Source organism: Granulicella sp. dw_53, assembly GCF_018449545.1.
Taxonomy (GTDB): Bacteria; Acidobacteriota; Terriglobia; order Terriglobales; family Acidobacteriaceae; genus Edaphobacter.
On sequence record NZ_JAAVUR010000013.1, the window covers coordinates 108726 to 130758 of the forward strand.

At 59.7% G+C, this 22033-nt stretch carries 20 protein-coding genes and 1 tRNA gene; 12 read left to right on the top strand and 9 right to left on the bottom strand.

Features of this window, described 5'->3' with window-relative positions:
• The first annotated feature begins 7 nt into the window (after positions 1-7).
• Positions 8-1039, top strand: coding sequence for a glycoside hydrolase family 43 protein (locus tag HB393_RS18815; RefSeq protein ID WP_213806743.1), 1032 nt, complete (start codon positions 8-10; stop codon positions 1037-1039).
• On the top strand, positions 1036-1668 hold the full coding sequence (locus HB393_RS18820; protein WP_213806744.1) for an MBL fold metallo-hydrolase: 633 nt from the start codon (positions 1036-1038) through the stop codon (positions 1666-1668). The genes HB393_RS18815 and HB393_RS18820 overlap by 4 nt, the downstream gene beginning before the upstream one ends.
• A 70-nt stretch (positions 1669-1738) precedes the next feature.
• Here HB393_RS18820 and HB393_RS18825 read toward each other — a convergent pair whose 3' ends face one another.
• On the bottom strand, positions 1739-2911 hold the full coding sequence (locus HB393_RS18825) for an aminotransferase class I/II-fold pyridoxal phosphate-dependent enzyme (protein WP_213806745.1): 1173 nt from the start codon (positions 2909-2911) through the stop codon (positions 1739-1741).
• 57 nt (positions 2912-2968) lie between these two features.
• Between HB393_RS18825 and HB393_RS18830 the strand changes: the two genes are divergently transcribed.
• Positions 2969-3631 (top strand): HAD family phosphatase, encoded by a 663-nt coding sequence (locus tag HB393_RS18830; RefSeq protein WP_213806746.1) that lies wholly within the window; start codon positions 2969-2971, stop codon positions 3629-3631.
• On the opposite strand, the gene ribB is transcribed toward HB393_RS18830, so the two are convergent.
• The 4 genes from ribB to HB393_RS18850 all read right to left on the bottom strand — a co-directional run bounded on the left by ribB (position 3628) and on the right by HB393_RS18850 (position 7604).
• The gene (gene ribB / locus HB393_RS18835) at positions 3628-4776 is read right to left on the bottom strand and encodes a 3,4-dihydroxy-2-butanone-4-phosphate synthase (protein ID WP_213806747.1); all 1149 of its coding nucleotides are present in this window, start codon (positions 4774-4776) and stop codon (positions 3628-3630) included. The two genes, HB393_RS18830 and ribB, sit on opposite strands and share 4 nt — an antisense overlap.
• A gap of 113 nt (positions 4777-4889) precedes the next feature.
• Entirely contained in the window at positions 4890-5117 is a 228-nt protein-coding gene (locus HB393_RS18840; protein WP_213806748.1) for a hypothetical protein, read from the bottom strand.
• A gap of 198 nt (positions 5118-5315) precedes the next feature.
• Positions 5316-6353, bottom strand: coding sequence for an LLM class flavin-dependent oxidoreductase (locus tag HB393_RS18845; RefSeq protein ID WP_213806749.1), 1038 nt, complete (start codon positions 6351-6353; stop codon positions 5316-5318).
• Between the two features lie 48 nt (positions 6354-6401).
• A complete protein-coding gene (locus HB393_RS18850) occupies positions 6402-7604 on the bottom strand; it encodes a GGDEF domain-containing protein (protein WP_213806750.1) in 1203 nt (400 codons plus the stop codon).
• A 229-nt stretch (positions 7605-7833) separates the two neighbouring features.
• On the opposite strand from HB393_RS18850, the gene HB393_RS18855 reads away from it, so the two are divergent.
• The 5 genes from HB393_RS18855 to HB393_RS18875 all read left to right on the top strand — a co-directional run bounded on the left by HB393_RS18855 (position 7834) and on the right by HB393_RS18875 (position 14583).
• Positions 7834-9375, top strand: coding sequence for a UdgX family uracil-DNA binding protein (locus tag HB393_RS18855; protein ID WP_213806751.1), 1542 nt, complete (start codon positions 7834-7836; stop codon positions 9373-9375).
• A 148-nt stretch (positions 9376-9523) separates the two neighbouring features.
• The gene (gene deoC, locus HB393_RS18860) at positions 9524-10285 is read left to right on the top strand and encodes a deoxyribose-phosphate aldolase (RefSeq protein WP_213806792.1); all 762 of its coding nucleotides are present in this window, start codon (positions 9524-9526) and stop codon (positions 10283-10285) included.
• An 80-nt stretch (positions 10286-10365) separates the two neighbouring features.
• Positions 10366-12345 (top strand): SpoIIE family protein phosphatase, encoded by a 1980-nt coding sequence (locus HB393_RS18865; RefSeq protein WP_213806752.1) that lies wholly within the window; start codon positions 10366-10368, stop codon positions 12343-12345.
• Positions 12346-12610: 265 nt separating this feature from the next.
• Positions 12611-12931 carry a hypothetical protein gene (locus HB393_RS18870; protein WP_213806753.1) on the top strand — a complete coding sequence of 107 codons (321 nt, stop codon included), beginning with the start codon at positions 12611-12613 and terminating at the stop codon, positions 12929-12931.
• A gap of 230 nt (positions 12932-13161) precedes the next feature.
• Complete coding sequence (locus tag HB393_RS18875) at positions 13162-14583, top strand: hypothetical protein (RefSeq protein ID WP_213806754.1); 1422 nt, start codon at positions 13162-13164, stop codon at positions 14581-14583.
• 162 nt (positions 14584-14745) lie between these two features.
• Here the strand turns inward: HB393_RS18875 and HB393_RS18880 are convergent, their stop codons facing one another.
• Positions 14746-15123 (bottom strand): septum formation initiator family protein, encoded by a 378-nt coding sequence (locus HB393_RS18880; protein WP_213806755.1) that lies wholly within the window; start codon positions 15121-15123, stop codon positions 14746-14748.
• A 167-nt stretch (positions 15124-15290) separates the two neighbouring features.
• Between HB393_RS18880 and HB393_RS18885 the strand changes: the two genes are divergently transcribed.
• The 4 genes from HB393_RS18885 to HB393_RS18900 all read left to right on the top strand — a co-directional run bounded on the left by HB393_RS18885 (position 15291) and on the right by HB393_RS18900 (position 17667).
• A complete protein-coding gene (locus HB393_RS18885; protein WP_213806756.1) occupies positions 15291-15821 on the top strand; it encodes a hypothetical protein in 531 nt (176 codons plus the stop codon).
• A 54-nt stretch (positions 15822-15875) separates the two neighbouring features.
• Positions 15876-16478 (top strand): biotin transporter BioY, encoded by a 603-nt coding sequence (locus HB393_RS18890; protein WP_213806757.1) that lies wholly within the window; start codon positions 15876-15878, stop codon positions 16476-16478.
• A 115-nt stretch (positions 16479-16593) separates the two neighbouring features.
• Positions 16594-17448: an MqnA/MqnD/SBP family protein gene (locus HB393_RS18895; RefSeq protein WP_213806758.1), complete on the top strand. Its 855-nt coding sequence runs from the start codon at positions 16594-16596 to the stop codon at positions 17446-17448.
• A gap of 143 nt (positions 17449-17591) precedes the next feature.
• Positions 17592-17667 (top strand) — tRNA-Lys (locus HB393_RS18900).
• Between the two features lie 111 nt (positions 17668-17778).
• Here the strand turns inward: HB393_RS18900 and HB393_RS18905 are convergent.
• From HB393_RS18905 to HB393_RS18915, 3 genes are all read right to left on the bottom strand, one after another.
• On the bottom strand, positions 17779-18420 hold the full coding sequence (locus tag HB393_RS18905; protein WP_345945309.1) for a copper resistance protein B: 642 nt from the start codon (positions 18418-18420) through the stop codon (positions 17779-17781).
• A gap of 176 nt (positions 18421-18596) precedes the next feature.
• Positions 18597-20558 carry a copper resistance system multicopper oxidase gene (locus tag HB393_RS18910; protein WP_213806759.1) on the bottom strand — a complete coding sequence of 654 codons (1962 nt, stop codon included), beginning with the start codon at positions 20556-20558 and terminating at the stop codon, positions 18597-18599.
• Between the two features lie 133 nt (positions 20559-20691).
• The gene (locus tag HB393_RS18915; protein WP_213806760.1) at positions 20692-21594 is read right to left on the bottom strand and encodes an alpha/beta hydrolase; all 903 of its coding nucleotides are present in this window, start codon (positions 21592-21594) and stop codon (positions 20692-20694) included.
• Between the last annotated feature and the right edge of the window lie 439 nt (positions 21595-22033).

A 22033-nucleotide genomic window follows, 5' to 3' on the forward strand; every position in this document is an offset into this window, starting at 1 on the left:
TCACCTCATGCCGAAGCTCCTCCGAGTCGCACCCTTGGCCGCCGCACTTCTGCTCCTGCCTCTCTGCGGCTCGGCGCAATCCCCCATCCCACCCTTGGCGAAGACCCAACGGACAGACATAGCGGCCCTTACTCCGTGGCTCTTCGTCGGCTTCAAAGGCAACAGCGAGGACGGGGTCTACTACGCCCTCTCTCCAGATGGCTATCATTGGATCCTCGCCAACGGCGGCAAACCCGTCGTCCCCCAGACCGAACCCAACGAGCTGATGCGCGATCCCTTCATCGCCCGCGGTCCCGACGGCGTCTTCCACATGGTCTGGACATGGTCCTGGCGCACGCCCACCGTCGTAGGACACGCCACCTCCAAAGACCTCATCCACTGGACCCGCCACCAGCAACTTCCAGTCATGGCCAACGAACCCACCGCCCTCAACGTCTGGGCTCCCGCTCTCTCCTACGAGCCCGACCACAAGCGCTGGCTCATCTTCTGGTCCTCCACCATCCCGGGCCGGTTCCCCGGCGACGACTCAGGAGACGGCGGTCTCAATCACCGCATCTGGTCCACGACTACCACCCAGTTCACCTCCTTCACTCCAGCAAAGATCTTCTTCGATCCCGGCTACAGCGTCATCGACGCCAGCCTCATCCAGCCCGGCAGCGACAAAAAATCCGTCCTCATCTTCAAAGACGAACGCAAAACCCCGCTAAAAAAGTACCTCGAGACCGCCGACGGCCCCACCCCGGAAGGCCCCTGGACCCACATCAGCCCACCCATCTCCGAGACCTGGTCCGAAGGAGCAGCCATCATTCCAGTCCACGGCGGCTTCCTCGCCTACTACGACCACTACCGTACCCCCCAACACTACGGAGCCCTCTTCTCCTCCGACCTGACCTCTCCCTGGACCGACGCCACCAACCAGATCACCTTCCCCGCCGGTCTCCGTCACGGATCCTTTGTAAGCCTCACCGAGGAAGAGTACGACCGCATCGCCGCCCTCAAGCCCCAAACCGCCCCATCCCCAGAGAGCCCCAAACCATGATCCACGAAGTCCTCGTAGTCGGCCCCCTCCAGTGCAACTGCTCCATCCTCGGCGATGAAACCTCCCGCGAGGCCATCGTAGTCGACCCCGGTGACAACATCTCCCGCATCGTCGCCACCCTGGCCCGGCACCAACTCACTCTCAAGCAGATTGTCGTGACCCACGCTCACATCGACCACATCGCCGGAGCCCAGCAACTCAAGCGCCTCACCGGAGCCCCCATCCTCTACAACCAGCTCGATCTTCCCCTGGTCAAGATGATGGACGTTCAAGCCGGCTGGCTAGGCATCGCCACCCCTGAGGTCGCCCCACCCGACGCCGACCTCGCCGACAACCAGACCGTCTCCATCGTCGGCCTCACCGGCACCGTCCTCCACACTCCCGGACACACCCAGGGCAGCTCCTGCCTCTACCTTCCCGAACACGCCCTCCTCATCGCCGGAGACACCCTCTTCGCCGGCTCCGTAGGCCGCACCGACCTCCCCGGAGGCAACACCACCCAGCTTCTACAATCCGTCCACGACCGTCTCCTCACCCTTCCCGACGAAGTCCGCGTTATCCCGGGACATGGTCCGGCAACATCGATCGGCGAAGAACGCGAAGACAACCCTTTCCTCAGTAATCTATAAATCAATAACTTGAGAACTAAATCTCAAGAAACACTATAGGAGCATCGGTTGAACTAGTAACTATCTGGGTTCAACCATTCCATTCACCCAGCAGCAGAACTCCCTCCCCAAAATCCTCCGTCGGGCAGATCAAACTGACGACCACCCTGCTCCCCTCAGACATGCCATAAAACAATCCCGGATGCACCACCACCCCCATCGTCCGTAACAACTCCAGAGCCAACTCCCCCTGACCTCGCTGAGGCAGCCGCAAAATAGCACTCCACCCCGCCTCGACCAAAAGTACATCCAACCCCGCCCCTTCGGCCGCCGCTAGATTCCCCCGCACCCTCTCCAGAATCTGCCCTTGAATTCCATGGCGCCCAGCGAGCCACGCCGGAAGCGCCATCTGCATCGGCGCGTTCACCGACAGGAAGGTGTCCGCAATCACCTCCAGCCTCCCCAACGCCTCGCCCAAAATCTCCTCAGGCCCGAACGCCGCAACCCAACCCACCTTCATCTGCGGAAGCCCTGCAATCTTGCTCATCCCACTAAGAACGAAGGTCAGCACCGGATGCGGCCCGACCGCAAAACTCGAGAGCCCCGTCTCCTCCAGCTCCACCGGATAGTCCAGAAAAACCTCATCCACAATCAAAGCCAGCCCATGCCGCAGACAGATCTCCTCCAACCGCATCCGCTCCGCCGCCCGCGTCATATGCCCCGTAGGATTGTTCGGATGCACCACCACGATCGCCCGCGTCCGAGGCCCAACCCTCCGCTCCAGCTCCGCAAAGTCGATCCACCATCCATAGTCATAAAACAATGGATAAGGCCGAAGCCGCACATCCTCCAGATCGGCCAGAAAGTCGAACAGCGGATAACTCGGCTGCGCCACCAGCACCTCATCCCCCGCATCGCACAGCAGCCGAAACAGATACCCGTACCCCTCGCTCGTACTCGTCGTCAGCACCACCGCATCTGGATCAACCCTCGCCCCATGCCCACCGTAATACTCCGCCACCGCTGCCCGGGCAGCCAACATCCCCCGCGGATCAGGATCATAGACCAAAGCCCCAACATCCCCCAGCGGACCCAACACCACATCAGCGTCATAGCGAAACCCACACACCGTAGGGTTCGAAACCGTCAGGTCAACCAACCTCCGCCCGCCAAGCAGCTCCTCCGCCCGAGCCTCACGCACCGCAGCAGCGTACGCACTCTCCCCCACATCCCAACCCGTTCGCTTCGAAAATTGCTCTCTCACCCTCCCATGCTATCGCCCGAATCCCTCAGCCTGCCGACCTGTAAAATCATCTCCAGAATGATTCCCGTAAAAGCAGTCCTCTTCGACTACGGCATGGTCCTCTCCGGCCCCATAGATCCCACAGCCTGGGCGCAGATGCGCTCCATCACCGGCCTCAGCGAAGAGCTCCTCCATCGCGGCTATTGGGCCCACCGCCACCCCTACGATCGCGGCGACCTTACCGGCCTAGCCTACTGGCGCAACGTCGCCACCGACGCCGGAATCCTCCTTACCCCCGACCAAATCGAAGCCCTGATCGCAGCCGACGTCGACCTCTGGGGCCAGCTCAATCTGCCAATGCTCGAGTGGGCACAGTCCCTCCAGCGCGCCGGCTTCCCCACCGGAATCCTCTCCAACATCGGGGACGCCATGTCCGCCGGGCTACTTGCTCGCTTCGATTGGCTCGCCCACTTCAATCACCGCGTCTGGTCCCACACCCTCAACCTCGCCAAGCCCGAGGCCGCCATCTACCGCCACGCCGCCGAAGGCCTCAACACCCCACCCGCCAACATCCTCTTCATCGACGACCGCCTCGACAACATCGAGGCCGCCATCGCCGCCGGAATGCAGGCCATCCAATACCACCTCGACCACGCCCGCTTCGAGCAGGAGATGGAAAGCCGCGGCCTCACCTCCCTGCTTCGTCTCGCGCCCGCGGAGCCGGCAGCCCAAACCAGCTAGCGTTTAGCCTTCTGCCCCAGCGCTACCGGAACCTGCTCCACAATCTCGATCCCGAACCCCTGCAGCGCCGGCACATGCGTCGGCGTATTCGTCAACAGACGTATCTTCTGAATCCCCAGATCGGAAAGAATCTGCCCGCCCAACCCCACCTGCCGCAGCGTCCTCTCGTTCCGTTCCCCACCACGTTCCCTCGCCCGCTGCTCCCGGTGCAACACAATCCGGTGCGGCTCCAAAGTGCGGTCGATCCCAAAGCCCTTGGTCCCATTGTGCAGATAAACCAGAGCACCCTTCCCAGCCTTTGCAATCATCCGCAACGACTCCCCAATCACCGCCCGGCAGTCACAAAGCGACGTCGAAAACACATCGCCCGCCAAACAATGCGTATGCACCCGCACCGGTACGATATCCTCGCCGCTCACCTCGCCAAACACCAGCGCCACATGCGACTCCCCACCCTCCACCTCGCTCTCGTACGCGATCATCCGGAAGTCGCCATGCTCCGTCGGCATCACCGACTCCGCCACCCGGCGAATGTACCGTTCATTCTGGAGCCGGTACCGAATCAGATCCGCCACCGTCAACATCTTCAATTCATGCGTCTCGCAGAACTTGATCAGGTCCGGCACCCGCGCCATCGACCCGTCGTCGTTCATAATCTCGCAGATCACCCCCGCTGAAACCAGCCCTGCCATCCGGGCCAGATCGACCGAAGCCTCCGTCTGCCCCGCCCGTACCAGCACCCCACCCTTACGCGCACGCAACGGAAAGACATGTCCCGGCCGAGCCAGATCCTGCGCCGTGGAAGCCGGATCGATCGCCACACGGATCGTATGCGCCCGGTCCGCCGCCGAGATCCCCGTCGTCACACCCTCCCGCGCCTCGATGCTCTCTGTAAACGCCGTTCCAAACCGCGAGGTATTGTCCTGCGTCATCGGCCCCAGCCGCAGATAGTCCGCGCGCTCTTCCGTCAACGTCAGGCAGATCAACCCGCGGCCAAACTTCGCCATGAAGTTGATCGCCTCGGGAGTCACGAACTCCGCCGCCAGCGTCAGGTCGCCCTCGTTCTCGCGATCCTCGTCATCGACGATGACCACCATCCGTCCCGCTCGAAACTCCGCGATCGCGTCTTTCACATCTGCGAACATCTCAACCTCCAGCTAGTAAACCTAACCTAGATCCGATTCCTCACAATCATACCGGGACGCAAAAAAGACGCCGCCCATCTGGGCGGCGTCTCATATAAGGATCGTCTCAGAGTTTACAGCGTGGACTCAATCTCAAATCCCCACGCCTCAAGCAACGCCTCTGGGATGTACTTCGAGTTCTTGTTCCGGCGCGCCCACTCCCGCAGCCGCGTCGACCGGATGTACTGGTCCGGCGTCAACTTATACTCTTTCACGACCTGTTCGAACGATGTCACCGTTGGCGTAACCGGCCCTATAGGCTCAGGCTTACCCCAATTCGGATTTCCACGACGCTTTGCCATATTGGTGTTTCCCTCTTCAATAAAAGTCTGTTGACTCGGACTCCCACGGCAAATTTCTGCCGCTAGACGCAAGTCCGCATATTCATTCTAGGTGGTTTAGCTAAAATAAGCAAGCCTGTCCCTTATAGCCGTCACTTTTGGGACGTCCATTCTGTCAAAAAATAAATTGATCCTGCCGAACTCCAGAAACAACAACCCTCAACGAATTCCCAGACTCGCAGCCAGCAACTCATAGCTCCTTAATCGAGCCGCATGATCCCAGACGATCGTGTTCACGACCAGCTCCCCGATCCCTAACTCCCCAGCCATCGCCAGTAACTGGTTCGCCACCTTCTCCGGAGTTCCCACAAAGTACCGCGGCCACTCCCCCTCCTCCACAGCGATATCTCCAAATACCTGCAACTCCTGCAGGGCATCTTTGGGCGCGGCAATCGGCCGGCGATCCCCCTGACGAATCCGTCTCTGCAACAACCGCACGCTCGAAGCGAGATAGTCTGCCTCCTCCTCCGTCTCCGCGCAGATCACACCCACCGCCACTGTAGCCTCCGGCGCCTGCCTGGCTCCAGGACGATCCACCAACTGGAAGTTCCGTTTGTAGGCCTCGATCGCAGCCCGCGTATGGACCGGGCTGAAGAAATGCGCAAAGGCATACGGCAATCCAAACTCCACCGCCGCCGCGGAGCTCCACATGCTTGACCCCAACATCCACACATCCGGAGCGCCCGGCACCTCCGGAGACACTCTCAATCCGGCAAACGGGTGGCCCGCCGGAAAGGTCCTCTCAAAATAAGCCAGTAACTCCGCCACCTGTTGTTGAAAGTCATCCTCCTGCCGTGCCTTCCGGTCCCGCCGCAGCGCCAGAGCCTCCACCGGCCCGCCCCCCGGAGCCCGCCCCAGACCCAGATCCACTCTCCCCGGATACAGTGCGTGCAGCATACGGAAGACCTCCGCTACCTTGAACGCGCTGTAGTGCGGCAGCATGATCCCGCCCGACCCGATCCGTATCCGCTGCGTCTCCGCGCCGATCCTCGCCAGCATCACCTCCGGAGCCGTACACGCCAGCGTATCCATCGCATGGTGCTCGCTCATCCAGAACCGTGTGTACCCCAGTGCATCCACCCGTCGCGCCAACGAAATCGAGTTCTGCAGTGCATCTCCCGGCGTACTTCCGGCCGGTACCGGCGATTGGTCCAGTACCGACAACCGCAAACTTCCTTCCACCTTCGAATCTGCCATGCCCTGTTAGATGTCGCCCACCCCGAATCGACCCATACACCGCAGCCCCTAAGCCATAGCTAACACCCGGTTTCGCCCCGCCGCCTTCGCTCCATACAGCGCCGCATCGGCACGTCGAATCATCTGATCCAGGTCGTCCTCCCCTCCCCGGTAAGTGGCAACGCCGAGGCTCAGCGTCATACGCATCTCTTCCCTGTCGTCTGCGAAGGAACCTAGGCAGCTCGGAAGAATCAGCGTCTCAATATTCGACCTCACCCGTTGCGCCACCAGCACCGCGGCCTCCGCATCCGCCCCCGGAAGTAAGGCCACGAACTCCTCGCCGCCCCATCGCCCCAGCACATCGACTCCCCGGACGGAATCCTGCATCTTCTCCACCACCGCACACAAGGCCTCATCTCCCCCATGATGTCCGTAGCGGTCGTTGATCTGCTTGAAATGATCCAGATCTGCCATCACCAGCGAAAACGGTCGCGCACTACGCCGGCTTCTTAGAAGCTCCTGCTCACACCACTCCCGGAAGACCCTTCGGTTGTAGATCCGCGTTAAAGGATCCTTGCTCGCCATCTTCTCCAGCTCGTCAGCGAGATCGATAGTAGTCATCCAGAAAAAATTGAACGCAAGCCCCATCGCCGTAACCAGGTAGGAGAGAAATACCACCTTCTGCAGCGCGAGGAGTCGTTCGTGATTCATAAAGGATGCATGAAAGATCAACAGAAAGCTCCGCAACAAGTTGACCGCGATGAAGCAGCACAAGATCGTTCCGCTCAAATACGCCGGCAATCGTACGCTGCGCTTTCTCTCTCGAAACAACAGCACAGCCGTCTGAATGACCTGAGCCACCACCAGCAAACCCATCAAGACGATCCGCCCCGCCCTCAAGGGGGAGACATACGTCATCCATAAATAGCCAGACAGATGGATCAGCAACAGACACGCCCCGAATCGCGGGAACACCCGCCCCCACTTCCTCATCGAGAGGGTCGAGACATGCATCAGCACGACACCCAGCAGAATCAGAAAATCCGAGAGGATTACGAAGAAAAACGGCGGGACCTGCCCACCCATCGTCAGCAGCCAAGCCCCCACGCCACCCGAGGCGAAGCCCGAACCCAGCCAGCCCAGCCCCAGCAGCCGTGGATTCGTCAGGCGTACCACCAGCAGCCCTAGGCTGCAGCAAAAGAGCAGGATAAAGCCGACAATTAAAATGGACGTGGCATCCAGCGCAGTCAACATGGACTGAAGCAAGTGCATAGGGTCCCAACTTCCACCGCTCAGTTCGCCGAACGAACGCGGTTCAAGCGAGCGAAGGGTCGAATGTGGTTTTACGGTGCTGCCGTGAGTGTATTCGACATAGGCTGTTCAGGGTGCGGCACAGAAGGACTATCGGCCTAAAACGTTTTAACTTTTCCCACTAGCCTTAAATTTCTCCGCAAGATCCAGAAAAATCTACCATTCCTGCATCCAAACGCCAGACCATTCCATGAGACAGGTTCTCCTCCAACCCGACTTCGAAGCCTGGCGCGAAGCCGCCCGCGAGGCCCTTCACTCCGGCTACGCGCCCCAGGATCTCGATCTCCAGGACGCCACAGCCTCCGCCTCCCTCGCTCTCTCGCTCGATACCGGCGAGGCCCCCACCGGAACTTCCTTTCCCCGCCCTCACACCTCGCAAGCCTTCCTCGAAACCGCCGTCTTCGCCGCCGCCAATCGGAATCCCGACCGCTGGAACCTCCTCTATCGGATTCTCTACCGCCTCCAGACCGACCGCGTCCTGCTCAGTCAAGAATCCGACCCCGACGTAGCGGAGCTCCTCCGCCTCTCCGCCCAGGTCCAGCGCGAGATACACCAGATGCAGGTCTTTGTGCAGTTCCGCAAAGTCCTCCGCGCCGGCGAGCTCGTCCTCTCCGATCATCGTCCCGTAGTCCTGGACGAAACCCTCCCTCCACCCAGCCCGAACCAACCCGAGCCTCACCACCTCGTCCTCGCCACTCCAACCCCCTTCGGAACGAATAAGACCGAACTGGAACAATGCCTCCCAGCCGAACCTCCACCCAACCAGCCTCCCGCCCCCGACGAAGACTGTGAGTACTTCATCGCCTGGTACCAGCCCGAACATCGCATCCTCCCACTTGCCGCTCCCTTCTTCGCCAAGCGCTTCGCCATCCTCCGCTGGACGATCCTCACTCCCGACGCCATCATCTCCTGGAATCCAGTCTCGAAGACCCTCACCTCCGCCCCCGGCATACCACGCGAAACCGCACCATCCGAAGAAGAGTTGGAAGACCTCTGGCGCACCCACTACGCCGAAATCGCAACCCCCATCCCCCTCAACCCCGTCCCTAAACCCAAGCCCAGAGTCCTGCCCATGGCCCCACGTACCCAACCCAAACAATCCGCCGAGCCCTTCGTCCCACCTCACCCAACCCTCCGCTCCATCCAGGAGGCGCTCCCCACCTGCCGGGGCTGCGACCTCTACCGCCACGCGACCCAGGTAGTCCCCGGCCGCGGCCCCGCCCACGCCCCCTTGCTCATCGTCGGAGAACAACCCGGCGATCAGGAAGACCTCCAGGGCCTCCCCTTCGTCGGTCCAGCCGGCAAGCTCCTGGACCGCACCCTCGCCGAGCTCGACATCGACCGCTCTCTCCTCTTCGTCACCAACGCCGTCAAGCACTTCAAATTCGTGCAGCGCGGCAAGCTCCGCATCCACCAGAACCCCCGCCTCTCCGAGCTCACCGCCTGCCGCCCCTGGCTCCAGGCTGAGATCGCCACCCTCAAGCCCCGCGTCGTCCTCTGCCTCGGAGCCTCCGCCTCCAAATCCCTCCTCGGAGGCTCCTTCGGACTCATGCGCGACCGCGGCAAAGTCCACAGCACTCCCTTCGCCGATAAAGTCATCGCCACCTTCCATCCCTCCGCCATCCTCCGCGCCCCCGACGAGAAGGCCCGCCACCAGATGTTGGAGCACTTTAAAACCGACCTGGCCCACGCCGCCCACCTTGCCCTTAAACCAGCCGCCACCGCCGTATGATAGAAAGTACCGGGTCCTACAGGCCCCTGCCAGAACCCTCCACCAGAGCTCGGCAGACTTCGCCCGCAACTACCGATCTGCCGCCGTAAGCTGCAGCAAGGAGAACTACTTGAGCACCCTCCCAACCCCCGGAACCAGCCCCGAGATCATGGCCTCCACCCTCCCCTCGTTCGACGCCGCAGCCTTCGCCGCCTACACCTTGTCCTCGCGAAAGAACCTCGCCGCCGTCCTCGACCACACCCTCCTCAAACCCGACGCCACCCGCACCCAGGTCCTCCAGATCTGCCACGAAGCCGCCGAGCATGGCTTCGCCTGCGCCATGGTCAACCCCACCTGGGTCGCCGTCGCCGCCTCCGCCCTCGCCGGAACCGGTGTACCCGTCGGCGTCGTCATCGGCTTCCCCCTGGGAGCAACCCTCTCCAGCTCCAAGCGCGACGAGACCGTCCGCGTCCTCAAACAAGGCGCCCACGACGTAGACATGGTCCTCAACATCGGCCTGCTTAAATCCGGCCAGCCCAGCGACTACGAAGCCGTCTTCAACGACATCCACGGTGTAGCCGAACTCGCCCACGCCTCCGGAGCGATCGTCAAAGTCATCCTCGAGACCTGCCTCCTTACCTTTGAAGAAAAACTCCGCGCCTCCGAGATCGCCCTCTCCGCCGGAGCCGACTTCCTCAAAACCAGCACCGGCTTCGCCAACGGTGGAGCCACCGTCGACGACATCACTATCCTCCGCGGCGTTGCCGGAAATCGTGCCGGGGTCAAAGCCTCCGGCGGCATCCGCTCCCTGGCCGACGCCTCCGCCATGCTTCATGCCGGAGCCAACCGCATCGGAGCCAGCGCAAGCGTCAAGATCCTCGCCGAACTGGCAGGCCAGGCTCCCTCCGACAACGCACCCTCCGGCTACTAAAATCAACCCTGCCCGCCTCCGCGACGATACCCCCGTCGCCAGCCGTCCACATGGGCCCGGGTAGTATCATCAAGACTTCAATGTCTTCCGCTAACAAACCGCGCCGACCCACTGCCGCAGGCGGCGACACCCCTCATCCCGGCGACACCCCTCATCCCGGCGACCACTTCGAAGGGGACTACCGGCCCGCGCCTCCTCCCGATGGAGAACCCGCGCCCCCCACCCCGGCTCTCTCCAACATCCGCGTCGAGCCCCTCCAGATCGACTTTCTCCACCGCCTCGCCGACGCCCTCAACGCCACCCTCGATCTCAATACCCTCATGCACCGGGTCGCCGACCTCGCCCGTGCCGTCATCGACTTCCGCATCTTCGCCATCCTTTTGCTCAACGACCGCACCAACGAGCTCTGGATGCGCTTTCAGACCGGCCACAGCCCCGAGACCGAGCGCATGCGCATCAAGCTCGGCCGCGGCATCGTCGGACAAGCCGCTCTCCATCGCAAGTCCATCCTCATCCACGACGTAGGCACCCCAGGCAACTACATCGAGCACTACATCGAGGGCAACCCCATCGTCCGCTCGGAGTTGGCCGTCCCCCTCATCATCAAGAACAAAGTCATCGGCATCATCGACATCCAGTCCGAGTACCCCTCCTTCTTCACCACCGATCACCAGCGCCTGCTCGAGCTCGTCGCCTCCCGCGTCGCCGTCGCCATCGAAAACGCCCGCCTCTACACCCGCGTCTCCCGTCAGGCCCAAACCCTCACCGTCCTCAACGAGATCTCCCGCGAGATCACCAGCATCCTCGACCTCGACGACCTCCTCGAGCGCATCGGCCACCTCGTCAAGCGCGTCATCGACTTCCAGATGTTCACCATCCTCCTCTGGAACGAACGCCGCGAACGCCTCGAACATCGCTTCTCCTCCCGCTACGGTGAGCGAATCGCGCGCGAGCGCACCGTCTCCCTCGGTCAAGGAATTATCGGCGCCGCCGCCCAACTCCGTGAGCCAGTTCTCGCACCCGACGTCCGCAAAGACCCCCGTTACGTCTCCGAAAACCCCGAGACCCGCTCCGAGCTCTCCGTGCCGCTCATCTATAAGGGCAACGTCATCGGCGTCCTCGACCTCGAACACACCCGCGTCAATTACTTCACCGAAGACCACCAGCGCACGCTCTCCACCCTCGCCGCGCAGGTCGCCATCTCGATTGCCAACGCCCGCCTCTATCAGCGCATCCACGAAGAGGAGCAGCGCATGGAGCGCGACCTCGAGATGGCCCGACAGGTTCAGCTTCGGCTCATGCCTCCCTTTCCTCCCACCCTCGAACGCGCCGAGATCGCCGCTAAGTTCATGGCCGCCCGCTCCATCGGCGGAGACATCTACGACTTCCTCGACTACGGCCCCGGACGCGTCGCCCTCGCCGTAGGAGACGTCTCCGGCAAGGCCGCCCCAGCCGCTCTCTACGCCGCCCTGGTCAGCGGCATCCTGCGCTCGCTCGCCAACCAGCACCTCTCTCCCGCCGCCATGCTCGCCGCGCTCAACGATCAGCTTCAAGAGCGTAAGCTCGACTCCCAATACGTCACCATGATCATGGCCGTCTGGGACGACTCCAATCAAACCCTTCAGATCGCCAACGCCGGCTCCGTCCAGCCTCTCTTCGTCTCCACCGTGCAGAACGCGTCCGTCCCCTGCCTCCCCACCACCCGCACCAAGGACCCCGTTCCCCCGCCAGAGCCAGTCGTCACCAGCAGCGTCTGCGTCCGCACCATTCACGCCGAAGGCTTCCCTCTCGGCCTCTTCCCGAACGTCGAGTACGAAGAGTTCACCCTCTCCACCCAACCCGGAGACCTCATCGTCTTCTTCTCTGACGGCATCGTCGACGCCCAGAACGCGGTCGGCGACATGTTCGGCGAGGAGCGTCTCGCCGAGGTCCTTCAAACCCAGGCCCAGCCCACGACCGCCGCCACCGCCGCCGAAGCGATCCTCGACGCCGTAGCCGCCTTCCAATCCGGCACCGCACACTTCGACGACGAAACCGTAGTAATCCTCCGCGCCCTCTAAAAAAACAACCGCAACGAACAAGTTGCAGCACACCTCCACCGGAAGCCACAAAACCGGGTGCCCCACCCTTTTTGCAGCTTCATCGCAAATAGGGTGGGGTATCGGGCAAAGCTCGACCGCACTCCTTCCCAAACCCAACAGCCCGGGTGCCCCATCCTTCGCGCCTCTGTCTCTTGCGAAGGGTGGGATTCTCTGCTCTCCCACAGCCCAATATCTTGTTACAGTTTTCCAGACATAATAAAACCAACACAGAAAGGAGAAGCGCATGCAAACCAATTCCCTAAAAAATCCCACTGTCAAAGCCGCAATCGAAGCGCTACAAAACGGAGATCGCGAAGCCTGGACCGCTCTCTTTGAACCCAATGCCAAACTCTACGACGACGGCAACCCTCGCAACCTGGACAAGTTCACCAACGACGCCCTTGGTCACGAGCGCTTCACCTCCATCGACAAAATCGAAAACAACGGACTCGACATCGAGGGCGAGTTTCACACGGAAGCGTGGGGAGACTTCCGGAGCTACTTCAGATTCCAGCTCGGCTCAACAGGAAAAATACATCGTCTCGATATAGGACAAGCCGAATAAGCGAGAGCTCGGCATAGGCTGAAAGCCACAACTGGTCAACACTTCACGCTCTGAGAAAGATTTCAAACTACGTCACAGAGCACGAAGGCAATCGCCTCGTCTTTTTCCAACACAATATAAGTTATCATCTGACATCAGTTATCTCTTTGCATCCGTGTCGCAAGGCGATACATGCCATAAGCGTCCACCCGTCTTCCCCAACTTCATCTACCACTACAGAGTGAGGGTCCATGAGCACCTTGAAACAAGTCATAAAAACCGCCGGGCCGATCGCCGCCGGCATCGTGGGGGCGTGCCTGCTTACAGGCAAAATCGTCTCAGCCGCGGGCCAGGAAGCGCAACCCGTAAAGAATAGCTATCAGCCTGTAGACGACAAAGAGACCTTCGCCTCAATCCACAGCCGCATGGTCGCCGCCAAGCCTGCAATCATGCAACGCCAGATGGATCTACTGACAGAACGCTACGACCTCAGCGACCGTCCCGCCGCCGGCGTCGTCATGGATCGCACCAAGCCCATCCAGGAAGGTGTGCGCGTCAAGCTGCCCCAGGGCGTGACCTGGACCGAGCTATCCCGCCAGACACCCGATCAGATCCTCCAGAAAGGAATCTTCCCCCAGGGCTTCCTGCCCCTGCCCCACGCAAACCATCCCGAGGGCGGCATGGTCTTTCCAAAGACCGAGATCGATGAACTAAAGAAACAGGAAGATCGCGACCTCACCCGCTTCGACCTCGACTTCGACATCCCCGACCGCTTCCTCGCCGAGTTCCCTGCCGCCATCTACCTGAGCACTCGACCCGACCTCGGCGACGTCTCGCAGGGCAAGCTCGTCACCATCGACAACTACTACGAGATGTTCAGCGGCATCCTGAACCCCAAGCAGATCGAAGGTCTGCGCCTCTTGCTGACCCCCTTTCCCCAGCAGCAGTTCAACCAGACCAACGACCGCCGCTCCGACAAAGCCAGCCGAGGAGTCGCCTGCTTGGACTGCCATCAAAACGGCGGAACCAACGGAGCCTTCCATCTCGTCGGCGACATTCGCCCCCAGGAGTTCCGCCACCGCATCGAGACCCCCGCCCTGCGCGGCGTCAATATTCAGCGTCTCTTCGGCTCCCAGCGCGCCCTTAAGACAGTCGAAGACTTCACCGAGTTTGAACAGCGAGCCGCCTACTTCGACGGCGACCACGTCATCGCTGCGAAGAAGGGCGTAAACGTGCTGGATCGTGGAAGCCAGGTCCACTTCATGGCCGAGTTCGAAGAGATCCTCGACTTCCCTCCCGCCCCCAAGCTGGGTTGGGACGGCAAGCTCGACCCCACCAAGGCCACCCCCGCCGAACTCCACGGCCAGGAGGTCTTCTTCGGCAAGGGACAGTGCGCGACCTGCCACTCCGGTTCGTACTTCACCGACAACACCATGCACGACCTGCACGCCGAGCGCTTCTACAAGCAGCACATGGTCAACGGCATGATGATGGCCCGCGACGGCGCAATCAAAACCTTCCCACTACGCGGAATCAAGGACACCCCACCCTACCTGCACGACGGCCGCCTCCTTACCTTGGATGACACCGTCGAATACTTCAACCTCGTCTTGGGCACCAAGCTCACCGAACAGGAGAAGAAGGACTTGGTAGTCTTCATGCGCGCTCTATAACCCGCAACAAGGGACTTACTTCTTTGTGCGTGATGCATCGAAAGGGCATGGGCGACTCGCCTATGCCCTTTATTTTCTCAAACTTAAACCATCTCCGGGCTTTATGCCCTGGGATGCTCTGTTGGCATCTGCTTCCTGAAGCACCCAGCAGGGGCACCCGGGCTAAGGCGTCTTAGCAGGCTTCCCAGGAGCATCCGGCATGGTGTAGATCACCTCGCCTGGCCGCGTGTAGTGCAGCTCCTCACGCGCCTGATGCTCGATTGCGTTCGGATCACTCTGCAACCGGTCCACATGGTTTTTCAGCAGCTCGTTCTCCCGCTGCAGACTCTGCAACTGACGGTTCAGCGCCCGAGCCTCCTGACGCTTCTGCTCATACGCCGTCAGGCCGTTCTGCCCAAACATCACATGGTATCCAAGTCCCATTGCAACCACCGCCGCTGCAACGGTTGCAACTTTGCGCCAACCCAGTCCGTGCTCCTGCCAACGCCTCGTAACCGAGGCAAGCAGGCTCTCTTTCCGTGTTGTCGCAGACTTCGCCATCTTCTTCAGTACAACCACTGAGAACACGCGGGTCAAGTGGAAAACCCCCTGCAGCCCCGAAGGTATCTAGTTCATACCCTTAAACTTCACCCTGCACGGCTTTACCGTCGATTCATCCGAATAAAGTGCACGAATTTGCGGCGCCTTGGTATCCTTGCACCTGAGACATGCAAACGCTCCTCGCCATCTCGATCCTCAGCTTCCTCGGCGTAGTCTGGGTCGCGATCGCATTTGCGAAACACATCAAGAGAGGTCCTCGCCCGAAGCTCTCCATCGTTCCGGCGACTCGCTCAACCTTGCCGCGGCCAGACTTCAAGCAACATCTCTTCGCAGCCCCCGAGATCGCTGCTCTCAGCCCCGCCGCTCCTAGGATCGCCTTGACTCCGGAAGCGCCAGTCCAGCGCACCCGTATCGCCGAGCTCAACCAGTCCGTCCGCGACATCGCAGCAAACAAGCAATGGAGCATGCCGCCTCAACCGACTCGCGCACAGCGCACCATCGTGCATCGCGTTGAGCCGCCAAAAAGCATGCTCGTTCCCAATACGGATCTCCGCAAGCCACCGCAGCCCACGCGGCACGGTAACATGGAGTTGCTGGATCCCACATACTTCAACAAGGATATGGGCGATCTCACCGATCCCTATCAACCGCCCCGCCTTCATGCAAACGGCCGGATGAAAGCTTCGAGCAATTATTAAGTAAAAGCTTCAAGCAAGTATTAAGTATTAGTAGCCGTCGAAAGGACCTGCAGTATGCAATCCGTTTTGCCTAATTCCCTGCCGATCGCTCAGCCCTCCAAAGCGCTGCAGAACTCCCTGCCCGCTCGTCTGGCGCTCTCTGTAGCAGCCACGGCTCTCATAGCGATCTGCGCGCACACCTCTCTGCCGCTACCCTTCACGGTCGTTCCGCTCAGCCTCCAGACCTTCGCCGTCATCCTTATCGGCACGCTCCTCGGTCCAGTCGCTGGCTTCTGCTCCATGATCCTGTACCTCGCCGAAGGCGCTGCTGGACTTCCAGTCTTCACTCCCTACGGACCCGCTGGAATCGTCCGCCTGATCGGTCCCACCGCAGGCTACCTGTTCTCTTATCCTCTCGCCGCCGCCTGCGCCGGTCTCTTCACCCGCAGCCTTCGTCCATCGTCCTCCAATTTTACGAATGGCATCCTCGGCGGAATCGTCGCGACACTTCCGATCTTCGTCCTCGGCGCGACGTCCATGGCCTACTTCGCACACCTTCACACCACCACCGTGTGGCACGTAGCCATCGCGCCCTTCATCCCCGGCGAACTCATCAAAATCACAGCCGCTGCTGGAATCTTCAGCGCAACGCAGCGCTGGCGTCAGGCCCGCTCCTAAAGTTCCAATCATCCATCGTTGACGCCGCACCGTATCTGCGACTGATCTCTAAGTCCGCAGACCTTTGTCGTGCATCTTACCAAGACGTAAAGCTTCCAGAAGGAAACAGAACACAATGACCACCACAGGAACTACCGTACAAGAGATCAGTATCGCCCACAGCCCCGACTCCGATGACGCCTTCATGTTCTATGGCTTGGCCACCAACAAGGTCCGCGTCCCCGGCTTCAAGTTCACCCACACCTTGACCGACATCGAGACCCTCAACCACAAGGCCATCGACGAGGCCTTCTACGACGTCACCGCCATCTCCTTCCACGCCTATCCGTACCTGCAGGACAACTACACCATCATGTCCTGCGGCGGCAGCATGGGCGACGGTTACGGCCCCATGATCGTCTCCCCTCGTAAGCTCACCCTCGACGAGGTCAAGAAGACCCGCATCGCCGTCCCAGGCACTCTCACCTCCGCCTACCTCACCCTCAAGCTCTTCGCCCCCGACATCGAGACAGTCACTGTTCCCTTCGACGAGATCATCCCCGCCGTCGTACGCGGAGAGTTCGACGCTGGCCTCATCATCCACGAGGGCCAGCTCACCTACGCCAACGACGGCCTCGTCAAGCTCCTCGACCTCGGCCAGTGGTGGCGCGAACAGACCGGCCTTCCGCTTCCTCTCGGCGGCAACGCCATCCGCCGTTCGCTCGGCAAAGAGACCATGCTCACCACCACCAACGCCCTCCGCGACAGCATTCAGCACGCCCTCGACAACCGCGAAGCCGCTCTCGACTACGCCATGCAGTTCGCCCGCGACCTCGACACCACCATGGCCAACCGCTTCGTCGGAATGTACGTCAACGAACGCACCCTGGACTACGGCGCCGACGGCAAGGAAGCGATTCGTAAGATCTTGGATATGGGCTTCGACCGCGGCATCATTCCTCACCGCGCTCATGTGGACTTCATCGGCTAATTCCGCTCAAGAAGCACGCTTGCGGCGTTCTCACCAGCCGCAAGCTGTGCTATCTTTAACAAGTCAGTTGAGCGCAGCAAGCACCTCTTTGCGACCGCAAGCGTCACTCAACGGCCCCCGCAACAACGTGGGAAACCCAAATTGGACGCGTAGCTCAGCTGGTAGAGCATTCGACTCTTAATCGACTGGTCGTAGGTTCGATCCCTACCGCGTCCACCATTCACTCCAATCTTTCAGGAATTTACCGCTACTAAGCTGTGGCCCTGTACGTCGCGTTCCAACCGACCATGTTTCAGCCGATACCGCAAACTCGATCGATTGACGAGTTTCCTAATACCAGACACGAACTCCAAAGATGAATCTGGGATTAGCCACAGATTCCCCAGCTTGACGCGAATAAGCAGCGGTACTGCCGAACTGGTTGGTATACGCAAAGCCGATATACGGAGCCAGCTTGCGGCTAAATTCGTAACGCAACCGAAGGCCGGTATCGAGATCAGTGAGACCAGTTCCCAGCCCACGGGCTCGATCGGGACTCCCATAGAAATTCATCTCCAACTGGGGCTGAACAATAAGACGTTGGGTTGTCTTCAGGTCGTAAGCGCCAGTGACCTTGCCCGCAACATGACCGCTATCGCGGAAGTAAAACGTAGACTCCAACTGGAAGAAGTGAGGGGCCAACCCTTCGATGCCCACCGCGCCCCAGGTACGATTCGGGCCTGAATCCAGGTCTTCTCTGATCCCAACTTGAGCGTCGAAGTACCGCAGTCGAGGTATCGGCCGGTCGTAAAACAATTCATGATCGCCGTCGCTCGCAGAGCCGTCTTCGAATACCCCTTCGGACTTGATCCACAAGCGATTCATATCCGTGCCGATCCAGCCCTCACCGTCCCAGCGCAGCTCACTGCCAGCCCCGCCCGTACGACCTTCAAGTTGATTGAACAGGAAGTGGGTGAAGACCTGGTTAGTCACGGGCGGTTTCCATCCAGTCGATTTTGGTGTAGCAGGCAGGGTGTCCGGTGCTCTGGGCGTTTGCGCGCGTACGTCTGGCACCCAAAAGCATGTTGTCATACCGACAGCGAGGACGACCGCAACATGCGATATGGATCCTATGCCATGTCTCCGATAGTGGCCCTTCGCGCCCGCTTTCATGACACCACCACCGTTCGAAACATGCCCGCTTGCATGTGGTACATCAGGTGGCAATGGAACGCCCATCGGCCGGCGGTATCGGCGCTCACCAGGTAGTTGACCCGCTCGGAAGGTTTGACGATCACGGTGTGCTTATAAGGATTGAATTCGCCGTGTCCGGTCTCCACCTCACTCCACAACCCATGGAGATGGATCGGGTGATCCATCATGCTGTCATTGATGAGAATAAAACGGACCCTTTCACCGAGCTTCAACTCAATCGGTCCCGCATCGGTAAACTTTTTTCCGTCGAACCCCCAGATATAGCGCTGCATGTTGCCTGTCAGATGAAGCTCGATCTCCCGGGTAGGAGGACGCCCATCGACACCTCGATAACGTGCCCGAAGATCGGAGTAAGTCAACACACGTCGTCCGTTTCCCTGCAGACCGTCTCCCGGGTCGCTAAGCCGCTCACTGACGGCCATCGAAAGGTTATCGATTTGCGGCCCAATATGAAGGTGTGCCCGCTTCGCCCTTACGATCTCTAAGCTAGTTGCAGCGTGAAGAAGAGGCATCGTGTGCGGCCCCGGTTGTGGAAAGGGTGTCGTTCCTGCTGCGTTACCCATCTCCATCTCTGACATAGGCTGCATAGCGCTTTCGTCACGTCTATCGTCCATGTCGGTCATCGCCGATCGTTGCGGGCTATCAGTCCCCATCCCCGGCATTGGATCACCCTTGGAATCGCCCATCCCCGGCATGTCTGGCATCGCCTTGGAAGAGGTCCCCGATGAGTTCGCATTAGGCATCTTCATGCCTTTCATCCCGGCCATCCCCATGCCCATGTCCACCATGGTGCGTGCGGGCCGCGGATCCATCGCAGGCACCTCGACGGCCATACCCAGCCTTGGAGCGAGTGTTCCCCGCGCATAGCCAGTGCGATCGTAAGCCTGAGCAAAGATCGTATAGGCCATATCTTGACGGGGCTCTACGATAGCGTCGTAGGTCTCCGCGTTCCCAATCCGAAATTCGTCCACCACAACCGGTTCAATATCATTGCCATCGGATTGCACCATCGTCATCGTCAGACCCGGAATACGGACATCAAAGAAGGTCATCGCAGATCCGTTGATAAAACGAAGACGTACCCGCTCTCCCGCGTTGAAAAGCCCTGTCCAGTTCGCAGCGGGAGTATTGCCGTTCAGAAGGTAGGTATAGGTCGATCCCGTTACATCAGAAATATCGGTGGGCGTCATATTCATCCGCCCCCACATACGCCGGTTAGAGATCGTCGGTCCCAACCCCTTCGCCTTGGCATCGGACAAGAAGGTCCTGCCCGTTCGTTGATGAAAGTTGTAGTATTCGCTGTCCTGTTTTAAGTTGCTAAAGATCGTCTCCGGATTCGCATCCGTCCAGTCTGTAAGAAAAATCACATAATCCCGGTCGTACGCGATCGTCTCGCCATCTTTCGGCTCGATGATCAGCGCGCCAGCCATCCCAGTCTGCTCCTGTGCCCCACTATGACTGTGATACCAATACGTCCCGCTCTGACGAACGGGTATGCGATAGACAAACGTCTCACCCGGCGGAATTCCAGCAAAACTAACCCCCGGAACTCCATCCATCTCCGAAGGCACACGAACACCGTGCCAATGGATGGAGGTTCGCTCCTTCAGGCGATTAGTTACGGCCAGGGTAACCAGATCACCTTCACGCCAACGTAAGGTCGGCCCCGGCACGGAGCCGTTTATCGCAGTGGCCACTCGTCGTCGCCCTGTGATGTTCACAGGCAGATCGTCAATCATCAATTGGAAGTTGCTTCCGGTGAGCGTATCCAGTGTCCGAGTCTGTGTCTCTCCGAAGACAGGCGCTCCACCCCAGCCGAGAGCTGCCACCGCTCCCCCGACCGCCAATCCTTGCACAAACCTTCGGCGATTGATGGGAGATAGAGTCCGATCGTCCGCAGTTATCTTTTTGTGCATACGTCCTCGCTTAACGAGCTAGGTTGAAATGCATTGGCCATTTCAGACGCACAACACCCGGTCCTCCTCACGCTTTATCTCAAAAGGACAGAGCAAGCCGACATCGCACCGGCTCGCTCCCTTTCGCATCGTCCTACTTGCCTCTGATGTTGTTCTTCTGGAGAAAGTCCTGAATGCGCTCCGCAATCTCAGCACCATGTGTTTCGATTGCGAAGTGTCCCGTATCGAGCATGTGCGTCTCGATATTCTTGAGGTCGCGGCTATAGGGTGGAGCACCCTCCGCCGGAAAGATGAAGTCATTCTTTCCCCACACAATCAGCGTCGGAGGCTGGTACTTCCGGAAGAACTCCTGGAACTCCGGATAGAGCGGAAGATTCGTCCTGTAGTCATAAAACAGATCCAGTTGGATCTCGTCATTCCCCGGCCGATCCATTCCGAGCTGATCAAGAGTCCAGGTGGTCGGATCAAGCAAGCTCGTATCGCTCACCCCATTCTCATACTGCCACTTCGTCGCCTTCGGTTCTGTCAGGAAGTGAATGGCCTGGCGATTCTCCTGGGACGGTTCGTTCCAATACTTTTTGATCGGGTCCCAGAAAGCCAGCAGCCCTTCATCGTAAGCATTTCCGTTCTGAATAATAAGCGCCTGCACCCTCTCAGGGTGCCGCAAGGCCAGCCGGTAGCCGATCGGCGCGCCGTAATCCATGACGTACATCGAATACTTCTTCAGATCAAGGTGATTGACCAGGCCATCAACCACATTCATCAGATTCTCGAAGGTATAGGCGAACTCCTTGTGATCGGGCATGCTGCTCATTCCAAAACCGGGATAGTCCGGCGCGATCACTCGGAAAGACTGCGACAAGCGTGGAATCAGATTGCGAAACATATTCGAAGAGGTTGGAAACCCGTGAAGCAGCAGTATTACCGGAGCATCCTTCGGTCCGGCCTCGCGATAGAAGACATCCAGGTTATCGATCTTAGCGGTGCCATAGTGAACTGGAAGTTCACTTACTGGAACTACGGTTTGGGTTGCCATGTCGTTCTCCTTTTTAATTTTGATATGGATGATTGAGCGACGAACGACCGACCCCGCCAAGCAGGAGAGGTATCTGTTCATCGGCTCAAAGAGAAACCGAGCGTATTATCGTTCGTCAGGGGCCGGAACCAAGTCGTCGATGGTCAACAGCGAGTCAGCTAGAGTCAGCTTGAGCGCGAATCCCTATCCACCGGGTTTCTCGCTTAGACCTCGCCTACAGCAGGTGAATAAGGTTGCTGCGTCTTGCCTTGCGTCCTCACCACGCCTCGTAAACTTTTGGTTTCCCGGCGTAATGAATGCATCGACAATACACTCTATGAATCCCATAATCATCACCCCTTCCTTAGAATTAATAGAGAAGGCAACCATGCAAGCAGGCATCCTTGCTGTATCTAGTGGATTCTTGCGGATTTATCAGCAGAGCGAATCGAAATAAAAT

Coding starts and splice junctions, on each gene's coding strand:
- HB393_RS18815 (WP_213806743.1), top strand. CDS start 8: ATGCCGAAGCTCCTCCGAGTCGCACCCTTGGCCGCCGCACTTCTGCTC.
- HB393_RS18820 (WP_213806744.1), top strand. CDS start 1,036: ATGATCCACGAAGTCCTCGTAGTCGGCCCCCTCCAGTGCAACTGCTCC.
- HB393_RS18830 (WP_213806746.1), top strand. CDS start 2,969: ATGATTCCCGTAAAAGCAGTCCTCTTCGACTACGGCATGGTCCTCTCC.
- ribB (WP_213806747.1), bottom strand. CDS start 4,776: ATGTTCGCAGATGTGAAAGACGCGATCGCGGAGTTTCGAGCGGGACGG.
- HB393_RS18840 (WP_213806748.1), bottom strand. CDS start 5,117: ATGGCAAAGCGTCGTGGAAATCCGAATTGGGGTAAGCCTGAGCCTATA.
- HB393_RS18845 (WP_213806749.1), bottom strand. CDS start 6,353: ATGGCAGATTCGAAGGTGGAAGGAAGTTTGCGGTTGTCGGTACTGGAC.
- HB393_RS18850 (WP_213806750.1), bottom strand. CDS start 7,604: ATGCACTTGCTTCAGTCCATGTTGACTGCGCTGGATGCCACGTCCATT.
- HB393_RS18855 (WP_213806751.1), top strand. CDS start 7,834: ATGAGACAGGTTCTCCTCCAACCCGACTTCGAAGCCTGGCGCGAAGCC.
- deoC (WP_213806792.1), top strand. CDS start 9,524: ATGGCCTCCACCCTCCCCTCGTTCGACGCCGCAGCCTTCGCCGCCTAC.
- HB393_RS18865 (WP_213806752.1), top strand. CDS start 10,366: ATGTCTTCCGCTAACAAACCGCGCCGACCCACTGCCGCAGGCGGCGAC.
- HB393_RS18870 (WP_213806753.1), top strand. CDS start 12,611: ATGCAAACCAATTCCCTAAAAAATCCCACTGTCAAAGCCGCAATCGAA.
- HB393_RS18875 (WP_213806754.1), top strand. CDS start 13,162: ATGAGCACCTTGAAACAAGTCATAAAAACCGCCGGGCCGATCGCCGCC.
- HB393_RS18880 (WP_213806755.1), bottom strand. CDS start 15,123: ATGGCGAAGTCTGCGACAACACGGAAAGAGAGCCTGCTTGCCTCGGTT.
- HB393_RS18885 (WP_213806756.1), top strand. CDS start 15,291: ATGCAAACGCTCCTCGCCATCTCGATCCTCAGCTTCCTCGGCGTAGTC.
- HB393_RS18890 (WP_213806757.1), top strand. CDS start 15,876: ATGCAATCCGTTTTGCCTAATTCCCTGCCGATCGCTCAGCCCTCCAAA.
- HB393_RS18895 (WP_213806758.1), top strand. CDS start 16,594: ATGACCACCACAGGAACTACCGTACAAGAGATCAGTATCGCCCACAGC.
- HB393_RS18910 (WP_213806759.1), bottom strand. CDS start 20,558: ATGCACAAAAAGATAACTGCGGACGATCGGACTCTATCTCCCATCAAT.
- HB393_RS18915 (WP_213806760.1), bottom strand. CDS start 21,594: ATGGCAACCCAAACCGTAGTTCCAGTAAGTGAACTTCCAGTTCACTAT.